The organism is Streptomyces clavuligerus, from assembly GCF_005519465.1.
GTDB classification, from domain to species: Bacteria; Actinomycetota; Actinomycetes; order Streptomycetales; family Streptomycetaceae; genus Streptomyces; species Streptomyces clavuligerus.
On the sequence record NZ_CP027858.1, the window covers coordinates 4,715,628 to 4,732,183 of the forward strand.

At 73.9% G+C, this 16,556-nt stretch carries 15 protein-coding genes; all 15 read left to right on the plus strand.

The window, feature by feature from the left end:
* The first annotated feature begins 103 nt into the window (after positions 1–103).
* The 15 genes from CRV15_RS19815 (at position 104) to CRV15_RS19885 (ending at position 16,534) form a co-directional block, all read left to right on the plus strand.
* Entirely contained in the window at positions 104–643 is a 540-nt protein-coding gene (locus tag CRV15_RS19815) for a hypothetical protein (RefSeq protein WP_003957746.1), read from the plus strand.
* A 242-nt stretch (positions 644–885) separates the two neighbouring features.
* The gene (locus CRV15_RS19820; protein ID WP_003960426.1) at positions 886–4,101 is read left to right on the plus strand and encodes a S41 family peptidase; all 3,216 of its coding nucleotides are present in this window, start codon (positions 886–888) and stop codon (positions 4,099–4,101) included.
* Between the two features lie 195 nt (positions 4,102–4,296).
* Positions 4,297–4,656, plus strand: a complete 360-nt coding sequence (locus tag CRV15_RS19825; RefSeq protein ID WP_003957742.1) for a histidine triad nucleotide-binding protein — start codon at positions 4,297–4,299, stop codon at positions 4,654–4,656.
* Positions 4,657–4,752: 96 nt separating this feature from the next.
* A complete protein-coding gene (locus CRV15_RS19830) occupies positions 4,753–5,661 on the plus strand; it encodes a ribonuclease Z (RefSeq protein WP_003957741.1) in 909 nt (302 codons plus the stop codon).
* A 14-nt stretch (positions 5,662–5,675) separates the two neighbouring features.
* Positions 5,676–6,683 (plus strand): adenosine deaminase, encoded by a 1,008-nt coding sequence (locus CRV15_RS19835; protein WP_003957740.1) that lies wholly within the window; start codon positions 5,676–5,678, stop codon positions 6,681–6,683.
* Positions 6,684–7,012: 329 nt separating this feature from the next.
* Positions 7,013–8,080 (plus strand): carbohydrate kinase family protein, encoded by a 1,068-nt coding sequence (locus tag CRV15_RS19840; RefSeq protein WP_044955847.1) that lies wholly within the window; start codon positions 7,013–7,015, stop codon positions 8,078–8,080.
* A gap of 205 nt (positions 8,081–8,285) precedes the next feature.
* The gene (locus CRV15_RS19845) at positions 8,286–9,410 is read left to right on the plus strand and encodes a PhoH family protein (protein WP_003957738.1); all 1,125 of its coding nucleotides are present in this window, start codon (positions 8,286–8,288) and stop codon (positions 9,408–9,410) included.
* Between the two features lie 25 nt (positions 9,411–9,435).
* Entirely contained in the window at positions 9,436–9,933 is a 498-nt protein-coding gene (gene ybeY, locus CRV15_RS19850) for an rRNA maturation RNase YbeY (protein ID WP_003957737.1), read from the plus strand.
* Positions 9,930–11,222, plus strand: a complete 1,293-nt coding sequence (locus CRV15_RS19855; protein ID WP_003957736.1) for a hemolysin family protein — start codon at positions 9,930–9,932, stop codon at positions 11,220–11,222. The genes ybeY and CRV15_RS19855 overlap by 4 nt, the downstream gene beginning before the upstream one ends.
* Positions 11,223–11,269: 47 nt before the next feature.
* Positions 11,270–11,662 (plus strand): MmcQ/YjbR family DNA-binding protein, encoded by a 393-nt coding sequence (locus CRV15_RS19860; protein ID WP_003957735.1) that lies wholly within the window; start codon positions 11,270–11,272, stop codon positions 11,660–11,662.
* Between the two features lie 151 nt (positions 11,663–11,813).
* The gene (locus CRV15_RS19865) at positions 11,814–12,494 is read left to right on the plus strand and encodes a hypothetical protein (protein ID WP_003957734.1); all 681 of its coding nucleotides are present in this window, start codon (positions 11,814–11,816) and stop codon (positions 12,492–12,494) included.
* Between the two features lie 58 nt (positions 12,495–12,552).
* Complete coding sequence (locus tag CRV15_RS19870) at positions 12,553–12,915, plus strand: hypothetical protein (protein ID WP_003957733.1); 363 nt, start codon at positions 12,553–12,555, stop codon at positions 12,913–12,915.
* Positions 12,916–13,380: 465 nt separating this feature from the next.
* On the plus strand, positions 13,381–13,860 hold the full coding sequence (locus CRV15_RS19875) for a hypothetical protein (RefSeq protein ID WP_003960421.1): 480 nt from the start codon (positions 13,381–13,383) through the stop codon (positions 13,858–13,860).
* 179 nt (positions 13,861–14,039) lie between these two features.
* Positions 14,040–15,401, plus strand: coding sequence for a WxL domain-containing protein (locus CRV15_RS19880; protein WP_009996165.1), 1,362 nt, complete (start codon positions 14,040–14,042; stop codon positions 15,399–15,401).
* 89 nt (positions 15,402–15,490) lie between these two features.
* Positions 15,491–16,534 carry a WxL protein peptidoglycan domain-containing protein gene (locus tag CRV15_RS19885; protein WP_003960419.1) on the plus strand — a complete coding sequence of 348 codons (1,044 nt, stop codon included), beginning with the start codon at positions 15,491–15,493 and terminating at the stop codon, positions 16,532–16,534.
* The last annotated feature ends 22 nt before the right edge of the window (positions 16,535–16,556 follow it).

A 16,556-nucleotide genomic window follows, 5' to 3' on the forward strand; every position in this document is an offset into this window, starting at 1 on the left:
GCCGGAAGGCAGTCTCCGGTATCTCCCGTACATCCCCCGTACGGGTCATCTGTGGCCGCAACCGCTCTTTCACTGAGCGCCGCCCGGTGTCACTCTGCCGTCCATGAACGGCATGACCATCCACGGCACGGCGCGCGGGCGCCGCCGCTCCCGGGGGCTCGTCGCGATCGCCGTCGCCGGGGCGATCGCCGCCGGGACGGCCGCCTGCGAGCCCAGATCGGGCGAGCGGCTGCGCTCCGGCTCCGTCGCGCTCACCACCGACCGCATGACCACGAAGACCCTGGAACGGCTCGGTGTCGCGGTCAACTGGTTCACCTGTGATGCGGATGTCGCCGGAGAGGGCGCCTCCGCCCCGCCCGCCCACGCGACCGTCGACTGCAGGGGCGAGACCGACTCCGGCCAGAAGATCACACTCACCGGCCGGGTCACGGAGGAGCGGGGCGGTGTCTGCGTCCGGGGCGACCTCACCGTGCGGATCAGCGGCCGGACCGCCTTCGACGCGACCTATCTGGGGGACTGCTCGGCCCGGCCGAGCGCGGTGACGCCACGTCACACCCCCTACACGCCCGGCGGCGAGCCCCGGCCCCGGCCCACCGTGACGGTCACCGTGACCGAGACCGTCACGGCCGTGCCGCGTACCTGACGACCGGTCGCCGGGGCGGCGGACACCGCCGGCGGCCCCCGGGGCACAGCGCACGGGCCGCGGGGACAGAGCGCGGCTCACGGCGCCGCCCGCGCGTCCGCGCCCCGGCGCGCGCCGCCCGCGTTCCGTTCCGCGCCCTCGGGGCGGGCTCCCGTACCGTCCGCGTGTACTGGGGTCCACCCCGGAGGGTCTGATCCGGAAAACCTCTGACCGGGCCGCCCTGACCTGCCTAGGGTGACGGTGTGACGCAGCATGCCTACCTTCGGTATCCGCATATTCATGGCGAGTTGATCGCATTCACGGCCGAGGACGACGTCTGGGCCGCTCCGCTTGACGGTGGCCGCGCCTGGCGGGTCAGCTCCGACGACATCCCGGTCGACCACCCCCGTATCTCCCCCGACGGCACCCATGTCGCCTGGACCTCGCGCCGCGACGGGGCCCCCGAGGTGCATGTCGGACCCCTGGACGGCGGCCCCACCACCCGGCTCACCCACTGGGGCAGCGCCCGTACCGGCGTCCGCGGCTGGACGCCCGGGGGCGAGATCCTCGCCGTCTCCGCCCAGGGCCAGGCATCCCTGCGCCGCACCCTGGCGCGGGCCGTGCCGCTGGACGGCGGCCCCGCCGCGACCCTGCCGTACGGCCCGGTCGGGGACGTGGCCCACAGCGCGGCGGGCGTCCTGCTGCTCTCCGCCACCATGGGCCGCGAGGCCGCGGGCTGGAAGCGCTACCGCGGCGGCACGGCGGGCAAACTCTGGATCGACCGGGAGGGCGCCGGGGAGTTCACACGTATCCACGAGGACCTCGACGGAAACATCGAGTATCCGCTGTGGGTGGGGGAGCGGATCGCCTTCCTCTCCGACCACGAGGGCGTCGGCGCGCTCTACTCCTCCCTCCCCGACGGCTCCGGGCTGCGCCGCCACACCCCCGTCGACGGCTTCTACGCCCGCCACGCCGCCACCGACGGCACCCGCGTCGTCTACGCGAGCGCCGGTGAGCTGTGGATCGTCGACGGCCTCGGCGAGGACAGCGAACCCCGCCCCGTCCCCGTCCGCCTCGGCGGCCAGCGCACCGATCTGCGCCCCCGGATCATCCACGCCGACCACTTCGTGGGCTCCGCCGCCCCCGACCACACCGGCCGGGGCAGCGCCGTCGAGATCCGCGGCGGCGTCCACTGGGTCACCCACCGCGAGGGCCCGGCGCGGGCGCTCGCCGTGGAACCCGGGGTACGGGCCAGGATTCCGCGCGTCTTCCGGGCCGACGGCGAGGAGCACGTCGTCTGGGTGACCGACGCGGAGGGCGAGGACGCGCTGGAGTTCGCGCCCGCCACCGGCGCCACGGCCGGGGCGGCGCCCCGCAGGCTGGGCGCCGGACGGCTCGGCCGGGTGCTGGGCCTCGCCGTCGCCCCCGACGGCAGCAGGGCCGCCGTCGCCTCCCACGACGGCCGTGTCCTGCTCGTGGAGCGCGAGTCCGGTGAGATCCGGGAGGTCGACCGGGGCGAGCACGGCGAGGCCACCGGGCTGACCTTCTCGCCCGACTCCGGGTGGCTCGCCTGGTCGCACGCGGGCCCCACCCCGCTGCGCCAGCTCAAACTGGCCAACACCGCCGATCTGTCGGTGTCCGAGGCCACCCCGCTGCGCTTCCGCGACTACCAGCCCGCGTTCACCCTCGACGGCAAGCACCTCGCGTTCCTCTCCGAGCGCGCATTCGACCCGGTGTACGACGCCCATGTCTTCGACCTGGCGTTCGTCGGCGGCTGCCGCCCGCACCTGATCACGCTCGCCGCGACCACGCCGTCCCCGTTCGGGCCACAGCGCCACGGACGCCCCTTCGAGGCGGACAAGGACCCCGCGGGCGAGGGCACCGGCGGCGAGGGCGGCGGGGACGGGACCCCCGTCACCCGGATCGACCTCGACGGGCTCGCCGACCGGATAGTGCCGTTCCCCGTGGAGGCCGGCAGCTACTCCACGCTGCGGGCCGCCAAGGACGGGGTGCTGTGGCTGCGCCACCCCGTACGGGGGGTGCTGGGCGCCACCAAGGCCACGCCGGACGCCCCCGGCCCGCGGACCGCCCTGGAGCGCTACGACCTCGTCCAGCGGCAGGGCGAGGAGTTGGCGGCCGATGTCGGCGGATACTCCGTCAGCGGCGACGGCAAGAGGGTGCTGCTGCGGCTGGACGGCGCGCTGAAGGTCGTCCCCAGCGACCGCCGGGCCTCGCGCGACGAGGACAGCGACACCAACATCACCGTCGACCTCTCCCGGGTGCGGCAGCCGCTGGACCCGGGGGCCGAGTGGCGCCAGATGTACGACGAGGCCGGCCGGCTGATGCGGGACAACTTCTGGCGGGCCGACCTCGGCGGCGTCGACTGGGACGGCGTCCTCGCCCGCTACCGTCCGCTGCTGTCCCGGGTGGCCACCCACGACGACCTGGTGGACCTGCTCTGGGAGGTCCAGGGCGAACTGGGCACCTCGCACGCCTATGTCACCCCCCGGGGCTGGTACGGGAACCGCTCCACCCGGCAGGGGCTGCTCGGCGCGGACATCTCCCGCGCCGAGGACGGCGCCTGGCGCATCGACCGGGTGCTGCCCTCGGAGACCTCCGACCCGGAGGCCCACTCCCCGCTCGCCGCCCCCGGTGTCGCCGTGCGCGCGGGGGACGCGATCCTCGCCGTGGACGGCCGCCCCGTCGACCCGGTCGCCGGACCCGGCCCGCTGCTCATGGGCGCCGCGGGCAAACCGGTCGAGCTGACCGTCGCCCCGGCGGGCGGCGGCGACCCCCGGCACGCCGTCGTGGTGCCGCTCGCGGACGAGGAGCCGCTGCGCTACCACGCCTGGGTCGCCGACCGCCGGGCCTATGTGCACGAGCGCTCGGGCGGACGGCTCGGCTATCTCCATGTTCCGGACATGCAGGGCGCTGGCTGGGCGCAGATCCACCGCGATCTGCGGTGCGAGGTGGCGCGCGAGGGCCTGATCGTGGACGTCCGGGAGAACCGCGGCGGCCACACCTCGCAACTGGTGGTGGAGAAGCTGGCCCGCCGGATCGTGGGCTGGGACTTCCCCCGCGACCGCCGCCCGTACAGCTATCCGCAGGACGCGCCGCGCGGCCCCGTCGTCGTCGTGGCGAACGAGTTCTCCGGCTCGGACGGGGACATCGTCAACGCGGCCATCAAGGCCCTGGGGATCGGCCCGGTCGTGGGGACCCGGACCTGGGGCGGGGTGATCGGGATCGACAGCCGGTACACCCTGGTGGACGGGACGCTGGTGACCCAGCCGAAGTACGCGTTCTGGCTCGAAGGGTACGAGTGGTCCGTGGAGAACCACGGCGTCGACCCGGACGTCGAGGTGGTCGTCACCCCGCAGGACCATGTCGCGGGCCGCGACCCCCAGCTCGACAGGTCCGTCTCGATCGCCCTGGACGCCCTCGCGGCCACCCCGGCCGCGATCCCGCCCACCCTGCTCTGAGCGGTACGCCTGCTTCGGCCTCCGCCGCCTCCGCGCCCGGGTCAGTCCCGGGCGCGGAGGCCGGGCCGAGAGCGGGGCTCGCTAGCATGGCCCGGTATTCGGCCGACTGATCGAGGACCGGGCACCGGGGACCACGCGCCGCGGCCGGGCCCGCTCGGGGCCGACGAGACGAACCACGCGAGGAGGAACCCCGGTATGGCGGGAGAACCCCAGGCAGGCTGCCTGTTCTGCAAGATCGTGGCCGGTGACGTACCCGCGACGGTGGTACGGCAGACCGACACGGTGGTCGCGTTCCGCGACATCAACCCGCAGGCGCCGTCCCATGTGCTGGTGATCCCGAAGGCGCACTACCCGGACGCCGCCTCCCTCGCCGCCGCCGAGCCCACGATCGCGGCCGACGTGCTGCGGGAGGCGGGCGAGGTCGCCAAGCAGGAGGAGACCGACGGCACCGGCTACCGGGTCGTCTTCAACACCGGCTCCGGGGCCGGGCAGACCGTGTTCCACGCGCACGCCCATGTGCTCGGCGGCCGTGGCCTGGAATGGCCCCCCGGATAACCGCCCCGGGGCCGCGCGGAGCACCCCGCGCGGCCCGCGGCCGGTCCACATCCGGTGGGCACCACCGGCACCACCACTGGAACGAGCAGGCTCCCCGTGTCCGTACGTGAACTCGTCGTCCTCGGCACCGCCAGTCAGGTGCCCACCCGCCACCGCAACCACAACGGCTATGTGCTGCGCTGGGACGGGGAGGGGCTGCTCTTCGACCCCGGCGAAGGCACCCAGCGCCAGATGCTGCGCGCCGGGGTCGCCGCCCACGACCTGAACCGGATCTGCGTCACCCACTTCCATGGGGACCACTCCCTCGGTCTCGCCGGAGTCATCCAGCGCATCAATCTGGACCGGGTCCCCCACGAGGTCACCGCCCACTACCCGGAGAGCGGACAGCGCTTCTTCGACCGGCTGCGGTACGCCACCGCCTACCGCGAGACCGTCCGTCTCACCGAGGCCCCCGTCGCCGCGGACGGCGTGCTCGCGCGCACCCCCTCGTACACGCTGGAGACCGCCAGGCTCTCCCACCCCGTCGAGTCCTTCGGCTACCGCCTCGTCGAACCCGACGGCCGCCGGATGCTGCCCGAACGGCTCGCCGCCCACGGCATCGAGGGCCCCGACATCGGCCGGATCCAGCGCGAGGGAGCGCTCGGCGGCGTCACCCTGGACGAGGTCAGCGAGACCCGCAGGGGCCAGCGGTTCGCGTTCGTCATGGACACCCGTCTCTGCGACGGCGTCCACGCCCTCGCCGACGGCTGCGACCTGCTCGTCATCGAGTCGACCTTCCTCGACGAGGACGAGCGGCTGGCCGCCGAGCACGGCCATCTGACCGCGGGACAGGCCGCCCGGGTCGCGCGCGACGCGGGCGTACGGCATCTCGTCCTCACCCACTTCTCGCAGCGCTACGGCGACCCCGCCGTCTTTGAACAGCAGGCGCGCGCGGCCGGGTTCACCGGCGGTCTCACCGTCGCGTCCGACCTTCTGCGCGTCCCTGTGCCCCCACGTCACCCATGAGCGAAGCTGGATCCGTGTCCCTCCCCAAAGCCGAACTGCACGTCCACATCGAAGGCACCCTCGAACCCGAGCTGGCCTTCGCGCTGGCCCGGCGCAACGCCGTCGAGCTGCCCTTCCCGGACACCGAGGCGCTGCGCCGCGCCTATCTCTTCGAGGACCTCCAGTCCTTCCTCGACCTCTACTACCGGCTGATGGCCGTCCTGCGCACCGAGGACGACTTCGCCGAGCTGGCCGACGCCTATCTGGAGCGCGCCGCCGCCCAGGGCGTGCGCCACGCCGAGATCTTCTTCGACCCGCAGGCGCACACCGCCCGCGGCGTCCCCATCGGCACCGTGATCGAGGGCCTGGCCCGCGCGCTCGACGCGAGCGAGCGCCGCCACGGCGTCTCCACCCGGCTCATCATGTGCTTCCTGCGCGACGAGTCCGCCGAGTCCGCCCTGCGGACACTGGAGGAGGCCAAGCCGTATCTGCGCCGGATCACCGCCGTCGGCCTGGACTCCGCCGAGGTCGGCCATCCGCCGTCGAAGTTCCGCGAGGTGTACGAGGCGGCCGGAGCCCTCGGGCTGCGCAAGGTCGCCCACGCGGGCGAGGAGGGCCCGCCCTCCTACATCACGGAGGCGCTGGACGTCCTCGGTGTGGAACGCGTCGACCACGGGCTGCGCTGCATGGAGGACGAGGCGCTGGTGGAGCGGCTGGCCAGGGAGCGGATTCCGCTGACGCTGTGCCCGCTGTCCAATGTCCGGCTGCGCGCCATCGGCGTCCTGGAGGACCATCCGCTGCCCCGGATGATGGACGCGGGGCTGCTCTGCACCGTCAACTCCGACGACCCCGCCTACTTCGGCGGCTATGTGGGCGACACCTTCCACGCGGTGCGGGAGGCCCTGGCCCTGGACGAGGAGCGGCTGCGCGAGCTGGCGCGGAACTCGTTCCTCGCCTCCTTCCTGGAGGACGACGAGGAGCGGCGGGCCCGGCTGATCGCGGAGGTCGACGCCTACGACTTCACGGTGGAGCTGCCGGAGTAGCGGGGCGGGCGGCGTCGGCCCCGGACACCGGGGCAGACGTACCGGTGGCGGCACCGCGTCCGGGCGGCAGACGGATCGCACCGGTGCGGTCCGTGTCACCGGGGGACACCGGTGACACGGACGGCGGCGGCGGCACGGACAGCCCCCGGACGACAGAGCGGCAGCGGCGGCACGGACGGCACCGGCGGCAGCGGCACACGGCGGACACCGGCGGCACAGGCACCAGCACAGGCGCAGCGCAGCGCAGGAGCGGCGGCACAGTGAGCACTCGGCACGGCACCCACGGCACCCACCACGGCACCCCGGCGACCGGTGACCGGCCCCCGTGCCTGGATCCGCTCGCGCGGCTGCGCGCCCCCGGCGACCCGGACCGGGACGTCTATCTCACCGGCACGGTCTTCCTGGACATCATCCTCACCGGCCTCGACTCCGCCCCCGTGCGCGGTACGGAGTCCTGGGCCCGCGGCATGGGATCGAGCCCCGGCGGCGTCGCCAACATGGCCACCGCCCTCGCCCGGCTGGGGCTGCGCACCTCCCTCGCGGCGGCCTTCGGCGACGACCACTACGGGGACTACTGCTGGGACGCCCTGGAGCAGGGCGAGGGGATCGACCTCTCGCTGTCACGCACGGTCCCCGGCTGGCACTCGCCCGTCACCGTCTCGATGGCGTACGAGGGCGAGCGCACCATGGTCTCCCACGGCCACGAGGCCCCGCCGCCGGGGCCCGCCCCCGACTGCCCGCCGCCCGCGCGCGCCGCCGTCGCCTCGCTCACCCCGGGCCGCCGCGAGACCTGGATCGGGCAGGGCGCCCGCTCGGGCACACGGATCTTCGCCGACGTGGGCTGGGACGAGTCGGGCCGCTGGGACCCCGCCGACCTCGCGGACCTGGAGCACTGCGAGGCGTTCCTGCCCAACGCGGAGGAGGCGATGCGCTACACCCGCACCGACTGCCCGCTGGCCGCCGCCCACGCGCTGGCCGGGCGGGTGCCCGTCGCCGTCGTCACCCTCGGGTCGCGGGGCGCGTACGCGGTGGACGGGGCGACCGGCGAGAGCGCCCAGGTCCCGGCCATCGCGGTGGAGGCGCTGGACCCGACGGGGGCGGGTGACGTCTTCGTCGCCGGGTTCGTCACCGGGACCCTCGCCGGGTGGCCGCTGGCGGACCGGCTGGCCTTCGCGGGCCTCACCGCCGCGCTCTCCGTGCAGGAGTTCGGCGGCTCGCTCTCCGCGCCCGGCTGGCTGGAGATCGCGGGCTGGTGGCGGCAGGTCCGGTCGCTGACCGGGCAGCCACCGGACGCGCTGCGCCGCTACGCCTTCCTGGACGAGCTGCTGCCCGCGGACGCCCGCCCCTGGCCGCTGCGCCGGGCCGTCCCCACCATCGGCTTCCGCCCCCCGGTCTGAGCGGTCCCGGCACGGCCCCCCGGGTGGGCGGCACGGCTCCCCGGGTACCCGGCGAGGTTCCCCGGGTACCCGGCGCGGCACTCCCGCCGCGTACCGGAAAAGCCCTCGGCCCTTGTCAGTGTGGCGTCGTACGCTTGGTGTCCAGAGGTTGTCGAGCGGCGAGAACCCTGCAACGGGAGGTATGCGCAGGCCACAGAGCCGGCCCATGACTCAGACACCCACAGCCCAGTCCAGGTCCCGACGCTCCGAGGGCCCGGGGGAGAAGACCGCGCCCCCGCAGGCACGAGCCGAGTTCGCCGTTCCCGCCAAGCACCCCATGGTGACGGTCCTCGGTTCGGGCGACTCCCTGTTGCGTGTGATCGAGAAGGCTTTCCCGGCGGCCGACATCCATGTCCGGGGCAATGAGATCAGTGCCGTCGGGGACGCGGCGGAAGTCCGCCTCGTCCAGCGGCTCTTCGACGAGATGATGCTCGTGCTCCGCACCGGGCAGCCGATGACGGAGGACGCAGTGGAACGCTCGATCGCCATGCTCAGGGCGAGCGAGAACGGCAGTGGGGACGGCCCCGAGACCCCCGCCGAAGTGCTCACCCAGAACATCCTCTCCAGCCGCGGCCGGACCATCCGCCCCAAGACGCTCAACCAGAAGCGGTACGTCGACGCGATCGACAAGCACACGATCGTCTTCGGCATCGGCCCCGCGGGCACCGGCAAGACCTATCTCGCCATGGCCAAGGCGGTCCAGGCCCTCCAGTCCAAGCAGGTCAACAGGATCATCCTGACCCGGCCCGCCGTCGAGGCGGGGGAGCGGCTCGGCTTCCTCCCCGGCACCCTGTACGAGAAGATCGACCCCTATCTGCGCCCGCTGTACGACGCGCTGCACGACATGCTCGACCCCGACTCGATCCCCCGGCTGATGGCCGCCGGGACCATCGAGGTCGCGCCCCTGGCGTACATGCGCGGCCGGACGCTCAACGACGCCTTCATCATCCTGGACGAGGCCCAGAACACCAGCCCCGAGCAGATGAAGATGTTCCTGACCCGGCTCGGCTTCGACTCGAAGATCGTCATCACCGGTGACGTCACCCAGGTCGACCTGCCCGGCGGCACCAAGAGCGGTCTGCGCCAGGTCCAGGACATCCTGGACGGGGTGGACGACGTCCACTTCTCCCGGCTGACGTCCCACGACGTCGTACGGCACAAGCTCGTCGGCCGTATTGTCGACGCGTACGAGAAGTACGACGTGCGCGTCAACGGCGGCGGCCACCACCAGGGCGGCCGGAGCGGCGGACAGGACTCCGCCCGCCACGGACGCGGCGGCAGCGGCAAGTAAACGGGAAGCAGCGGTACAGCACACCATGTCGATCGACGTCAACAACGAGTCCGGAACCGAGGTCGACGAGCGGGCGATCCTCGATATCGCCCGCTACGCCCTGGCCCGGATGCGCATCCACCCGCTCTCCGAACTGTCGGTGATCGTCGTGGACGCCGAGGCCATGGAGCAGCTGCACATCCAGTGGATGGACCTGCCGGGTCCGACCGATGTCATGTCCTTCCCGATGGACGAGCTGCGTCCCCCGGCCAAGGACGACGAGGAGCCCCCGCAGGGCCTCCTCGGGGACATCGTGCTGTGCCCCGAGGTCGCCACCCGGCAGGGCGCCGAGGCGCCCACCGGGCACTCCATGGACGAGGAGCTCCAGCTCCTCACCGTCCACGGGGTGCTCCATCTGCTGGGGTACGACCACGAGGAGCCCGACGAGAAGGCCGAGATGTTCGGGCTCCAGGCGGCGATCGTCGACGGCTGGCGCGCCGAGCAGGGGCTGACGGGTCCCTCCCCGGCCCCGACCGTCTCATGACGGCCCCCCTCGTCCTGGGCGCGGTCGCGCTGGTCGTCGTCGCCTGGCTGGCGGCGTGCGCCGAGGCGGGCATCGCCCGGATCTCCAGCTTCCGCGCCGCCGAGGCCGTCCGCTCCGGGCGGCGCGGCGCCGCCCGGCTGGAACAGGTCGCCGCCGACCCCACCCGCTATCTCAATGTCGCCCTCCTGGTGCGGGTCGCCTGCGAGATGGCGGCCGGGGTGCTGGTCACCTATGTCTGCCTCCAGGAGTTCGCCGAGACCTGGGAGGCGCTGACCGTCGCCATCGCGGTGATGGTCCTGGTCTCCTATGTCGCCGTCGGTGTCTCCCCGCGTACGATCGGCCGCCAGCACCCGCTGAACACGGCGACGGCCGCGGCCTATGTGCTGCTGCCGCTGGCCCGGATCATGGGCCCCGTCCCCCAGTTGCTGATCCTGATCGGCAACGCCCTCACCCCCGGCAAGGGCTTCCGCAAGGGCCCCTTCGCCAGTGAGGCCGAGCTGCGGGCGCTGGTGGACCTGGCCGAGCAGGAGTCGCTGATCGAGGACGACGAGCGCCGGATGGTGCACTCCGTCTTCGAGCTGGGCGACACCCTCGTCCGGGAGGTGATGGTCCCGCGCACCGATCTGATCTGCATCGAGCGGTACAAGACGGTCCGCCAGGCGCTGACGCTCGCGCTGCGCTCCGGCTTCTCCCGGATTCCCGTCACCGGGGAGAACGAGGACGACATCGTCGGTGTCGTCTACCTCAAGGACCTGGTGCGCAAGACGCACATCAACCGGGACGCCGAGGCCGATCTGGTCGCCACGGCGATGCGCCCGGCGGTCTTCGTCCCCGACACCAAGAACGCCGGGGATCTGCTGAAGGAGATGCAGCAGAAGCGGAACCATGTCGCCGTCGTCATCGACGAGTACGGCGGCACGGCCGGGATCGTCACCATCGAGGACATCCTGGAGGAGATCGTCGGGGAGATCACCGACGAGTACGACCGTGAGCTGCCGCCGGTCGAGGAGCTGGGCGGGGACCGCCGCCGGGTCACGGCCCGGCTCGACATCGGCGATCTGGGCGAGCTCTACGGCGTGGACGCGCTGGACGACGAGGACGTGGAGACCGTGGGCGGTCTGCTGGCCAAGTCCCTGGGCCGGGTCCCGATCGCGGGCGCGACCGCGGTGGTCGACCTCCCGGACGGCCGTGCGCTGCGGCTGACCGCGGAGTCCCCCGCGGGCCGCCGGAACAAGATCGTGACCGTGCTGGTCGAGCCCGAGTCCGAGTCCGGGCCCATGTCTGTGTAGCCGATCGCCCCGGGCTCCGGGGCGAGTGAGCCGAAGGGGTGCCACGGGTGCCGAGAGGGAGAACGGCCGGGCAGGGCCGACCGCCGGGACGCGCCTCGGCGTCCGGGATCAGGGCGTTCTGCCTGGACTTCAACGACGCGGTGGAGGAGTTCCCCTTCGGCCCCGAGACCTCGGTGTTCAAGGTCGCCGGAAAGATGTTCGCGCTCGGGGCGCTGGACGCGGCGCCGCTGAGGCTGAATCTGAAGTGCGAGCCGGAGATCGCCCTCCGGCTGCGCGCGGAGTATCCGGCGATCGTCCCCGGCTGGCACATGAACAAGCGCCACTGGAACACGGTGACGGTCCCGGAGCTGCCCGCGCGGATGGTCGAGGAGCTGATCGAGGACTCCTACGACCTGGTGGTCGCGGGCCTTCCCCGCGCGGTCAGACTGCGTCTCTCCTGAACCCCGGGCCGGACGGGCGCCCCTGCCCGGGGCGGGCGACCCGATCCGCCCCGTCCATGAGCGGACGATCGCCTTCCTCTATTCTCGAACAGTCCGGCGGGGAGGGGGGAGACTCCCCAGCGCACCACGTTCTCAGGGAAGTGTCACCCACATGCCGCACCGTATCCGCCGTGGCGCCGCCGCCGTACTCGCCGTCTCCGGCCTGCTGCTCACCGCCGCCTGCGGCTCCGGCGACGACCAGGGCGACAAGGCGGGCAAGAACGGTGAGCTGAGCGCCGCGACGATGAAGGCGGCCCTGCTGACGGCCGAGGATCTGCCGTCCGGGTACCAGGCCGGTCAGCCGGGGCCGAGCGGTGGCCCGGCCACCACGGCGGACAAGCCGGAGTGCGAGCCGATCGCGGTCTTCCTGAACGACACCATCAAGGGCGCGGCCAAGGGCGGGTCCGTCGACTTCGAGGGCCCCGGCGGCGGTACCCAACTCTCCCAGCAGGTGTTCACCTTCCCCGGCGGAGAGGCCGCCGGCTTCGTCCGGGGGATCGGCGCCGCGCTGGAGCGGTGCACGGACTTCGGCGCCTCCGTGGCGGGCGAGAAGATGACCATAGGCGTCCGGAAGATCGACGGCCCCGAGGTCGGGGAGGAGTCCCACAGCCTCAACCTCACCACCGAGATCAAGCAGCTCCAGATGACGTTCGACATCCAGGTGCTGGTGGCGAGCGAGGGCACCGGGATGACCCGCCTCACCCATGTCCCGGGCCAGGAGGCCGACAAGAAGAAGTTCGCCGATCTCGCGCGGCGCGCCGGGGACAAGTTCGTCGCGGGCGTCCGCGGCTGACCCCGCGCCGCCCCGGGCCCGCACCAGGGCCGGGACGGGGCCGAACTATGCTCGGGCCATGACGCAGACCACCGGCACCGGCGAACTCGACCCCGAGGACCGCAAGATCATCACCCTGGCGCGCAGCGCCCGGGCCCGCAATGGAGTGCCCGAGGGCGCGGCCGTGCGGGACGAGACCGGCCGTACCTATGTCGCGGGCACAGTCTCGCTGCCCTCGCTGGAGCTGAGCGCGCTGCGCACCGCCGTGGCGATGGCCGTCGCCAGTGGCGCGAAGTCGCTGGAGGCCGCCGCGGTGGTCGCCGACGCGGACGCCGTCACCGACGCCGACCGCGCGGCGGTGGCGGATCTGGGCGGCGCCGGTACGCCGGTCCTGCTCGCGGGGCCGGACGGCGCCCTGCGCTCCACCGTCGCCGCGGGCTGAGCCCCGGGCCGCCGCGCCCCGCCCGCCCTTCGGGCTCCCCGGCCCCCGCCCACTCTTCGGCCCGCCGCGCTCCGGGCCCGTCCCTCCGCCTTCGGGCTCCCCGCCCGCCGGGGAGCCCGCGCGGCCCGCGCCCGCGTCCACCCCGGCGTCACCGCTCGCGCGCCGTCGCGACGGCGCGCGAGCGCGTAACCCGATGAGCCCCGGCGCAGTCCGGCGCACCCGCGCTGTCCGGCGGAAGAATCACCCGACTCTGTCTTGCAATCGCCGCCCGGGTGCGTCTCAATGAACAGCAGTTCCACCGACGGACCGTCAGTTTCCGCGGGACGGCTCGGCCGGGACCGAGCCGCCGTCCCGTACTCCGTCGGCCGCACCGCCCGTCCGTGCGGCGTGCGCACCCCGCCCACGGCTCTCCACCGTATCGATGACCCCAGCGCACCCCTGCGCCGAACGGGAGAGGGAACCCCCATGCGAGGCAGCAGACCACTCATCGGCACGGCCCTGGCGGCGGGAGCACTCGCCGCGGGCGCCCTCGTCTTCGCCCCCGCCGCGGCGGCCGTCACCCCCGGCACGGCCCAGGCCGGATACGACTGCGGCTCCTGGGGCGGCGGCGCGGCCACGCTCGCCGCCACCCAGAACGGCACATCGGCCACCATCACCATCACCTCGGCGGTGACCACCCCCATCGCGGTCGCCAGGGACACCATCAACGCGACGCTGACCCTGGCGAAGGCGGGCGGCGGCACGGTCAAGTTCACCGGGCGGAAGAATCCGGCGCTCCCCGCGGGCGGCGCGGTGCGGATCGGCCCCCTGACCGGGACGGTGACCTCCGGCGCGAGCCTGAACTCCTTCTTCGCCGGGCCCGCTCTCACCATGAACGTCCTGGGCTTCCCGGTGAACTGCGACGCGGTCACCTCGCAGACACCGGGCCCCTTCGTCTACAGCTGACCGACGGCCGTCCGGGCCGTTCCCGAGGTTCCCGGAGCCGGTGCCGCACCCCGACGGCACCGGCTCCGGGCGCGCGGCGCCAGGGCTGACGAACCGTCAGCCAACACCCCCGGCGCCATTGACTTCTCATGGCCCCCACCCGTCAATGGCCCCCTGCACATCGTCGAAGGGGGCATCCCATGGCCTTGGCCACCCGACCGCCCACCGCCCGAAGAGCAGCAGGCCCGGCCCGGTGGCGCTGGGCGGCGGGCCTCGGCGCGCTCACCCTCGCCGCCACCGGCGCGGCGCTCACCGCACCCGCCACCGCGCGCGCCGCTCCACCCGTACCGGTGAACTTCGCGACCCGCTGTGTACCGCCGCCGGTCGCCGGTCTCCCGCCCATCAACGGCACCACCACCGCCGAGATCTCCGTCGACAGGACCGCTCCGAAGGTCGGCGACACGGTGACCGTCACCTACCGGGTGACCAAGCCCGCCGCGAGCAACCCGGTGGACATCGCCCTCCCCGCCGACATCATGACCCCGTCCGGGAAAGTGGTCCTCGGCGGCGCGCAGACCGGGCAGATCGCCGTCAAGGGGCCGAAGAAGAACCCACCGGTCCCCGGGAAGGGCGCGTTCCCCGGCTTCTCGATGACGGGCACGTTCAAGGTCACCGCCGCCGGGTCGATCACCCTGTCGCCGGGCGACTACACCATCCACACCAGCTACATCATGGAGCTGGACACCCCCTGCGCCGTCTCCCGGCCGCCCGCGCCGGTCTCCCTGACGATCACCGCGAGCGGCGGGCCGGTCGCGAACCAGCGCGCCGTGACGCTCGGCGCCGCGTCCGGGAAGCCGGGCGAGCGGGTCACCGTCACCGGGACGAAGTTCGCGCCGCTCACCGCGGTCACCGTCGCCGGACGGGCGGGCGCGGCCCAGACCGCCGACAGGATGACGCTCACGACCGACTCCGGTGGCGGCTTCACCGCCCGGCTCAAGGTCAACGACACGGCGACCACGGGGATCGTGGCGTACGAGGGCGCCTCCTGGACCGGGGCCAAGGGCGCGGGCCCGGCCCCGTACACGGTCAAGGACGACAGCCCGCTGCCGAAGAACACCCAGAAGATCCATGCCCTGGTCGCCAACGGCACCCTGTCCATGTCCCAGGCGGGGGACACCGTCCAGCTCTCGAAGGTCGACTTCGGCACCGGCGGGGGCGCCGACGGCGCGCTGCGGACGGTGACGGTGAAGGACTTCCGGGGCGGCCCGGCCGGGTGGTCCCTCACCGGCAGGGTCAGCGACTTCGCCGGGCCCGGCGGCAGCACCATCGGCGCCGACCGGTTCCACTGGGCCCCGGCCTGCACCACCGCGCCCGGCAGCCCGAGCACCTGTGCCGCCGGGTCCGAAGGGCCGGTCGGCAGCTCCGGCGCCACCCTCGCGTCGGCGCCCGACGGAGCTCTCACGGGCGGCGAGTTCACCGTGGACGCGGGGCTCTCGCTGAAGGTCCCCGCCTTCACCCCGCCCGGTGCCTACGCCGGGGTGCTCACCCTGACGCTCACCTGAACCGCCCGCAACGGCTGTCGCACAGGGGCGGACCGGGCCCGCGCCCGGTCCGCCCGTCCGGTCCGACCCGAGGGGACGCCCACGACCCCATGCCCCTACCGCACCCCCACCCCCGTTCCGCCGCGGCGGCCCGGCACCGGCTCCGGCGCTGCCGGACGCTCCCCGCGCCGCTCGCCGCCGCCCTCGCCGCCGTCGCCCTCCTGCTCGCGCCCCCGGCCCGCGCGGCCGACAACGGCCACTGGTCCGTCTTCCCGGCCGCATCCCAGCCCGGCAGCAGGCCGTACTTCCATCTCTCCGCCGACCCCGGGCAGACCCTGCGGGACGAGGTCACCGTCACCAACCGGACCGCCGCGCCGCTCACCCTCCGGCTGTACGCGGCCGACGCCCACAACACCGCCCGCGACGGAGGGTTCGCGGTCCGCGCCCCGGAGGAGCGGCGACGGGGTGTCGGCGCCTGGGCCCGGCCCGAGCGCGAACGGGTCACCGTACCGGCGCGCGGCTCGGTCACCGTCCCGTACACGATCACCGTCCCGGACGAGGCCCCGCCCGGCGATCACCCCGGAGCGCTGGTCGCGCTCGACGAGCGGGTCGCGGCGGCCGGGACCGGGACCGGTCTGGGGGTGCGCCAGGCCGTCGGCGCCCGGATCTATCTCCGGGTGAACGGTCCCGCCGTCCCCGCGCTCACCGTCGAGGACCTGCGGATCGACCAGGACCGGCCGCTGGTGCCCGGCACCGGCGAGAGCAGTGCTCTGGTCTCGTACACCCTCCACAACCGGGGCAATGTCACCCTGAGCCCCCGGGTCCGGATCACCGCCGGGGGACTCTTCGGACGGCGACTGCTGGACCGGGGGGCGACCGGGGTCCCCTCCGAACTCCTGCCCCGCCAGCGCGTCCGGCTCACCGAACGATGGCCCGGCGCGCCCTGGGCGGACCGGGGCGAGGTCCGTGTCACCGCCGAGGCCGCAGCGGCCCGGGACTCCGCCGCGATCTCCTTCCTCGCCGTGCCCTGGCTGCCCGCCGGGCTGCTCGCGGTGGCTGCGGCGCTCCTCGCCGCCCGCGCGGCCCTCCGGCGGCGGGCGGCCCGCCGCCCCGACGGAACCCGGGCCCCGCAGCCGAAACCATCACCCCTCTGACCTGCCGATGACCGCCGCTCGG

Bases quoted from the DNA above. Each gene is read 5' to 3' on its own strand.
- CRV15_RS19815 (WP_003957746.1), top strand. From the start codon at position 104: ATGAACGGCATGACCATCCACGGCACGGCGCGCGGGCGCCGCCGCTCC.
- CRV15_RS19825 (WP_003957742.1), top strand. From the start codon at position 4,297: ATGGCGGGAGAACCCCAGGCAGGCTGCCTGTTCTGCAAGATCGTGGCC.
- CRV15_RS19845 (WP_003957738.1), top strand. From the start codon at position 8,286: ATGACTCAGACACCCACAGCCCAGTCCAGGTCCCGACGCTCCGAGGGC.
- ybeY (WP_003957737.1), top strand. From the start codon at position 9,436: ATGTCGATCGACGTCAACAACGAGTCCGGAACCGAGGTCGACGAGCGG.
- CRV15_RS19855 (WP_003957736.1), top strand. From the start codon at position 9,930: ATGACGGCCCCCCTCGTCCTGGGCGCGGTCGCGCTGGTCGTCGTCGCC.
- CRV15_RS19865 (WP_003957734.1), top strand. From the start codon at position 11,814: ATGCCGCACCGTATCCGCCGTGGCGCCGCCGCCGTACTCGCCGTCTCC.
- CRV15_RS19870 (WP_003957733.1), top strand. From the start codon at position 12,553: ATGACGCAGACCACCGGCACCGGCGAACTCGACCCCGAGGACCGCAAG.
- CRV15_RS19875 (WP_003960421.1), top strand. From the start codon at position 13,381: ATGCGAGGCAGCAGACCACTCATCGGCACGGCCCTGGCGGCGGGAGCA.
- CRV15_RS19880 (WP_009996165.1), top strand. From the start codon at position 14,040: ATGGCCTTGGCCACCCGACCGCCCACCGCCCGAAGAGCAGCAGGCCCG.
- CRV15_RS19885 (WP_003960419.1), top strand. From the start codon at position 15,491: ATGCCCCTACCGCACCCCCACCCCCGTTCCGCCGCGGCGGCCCGGCAC.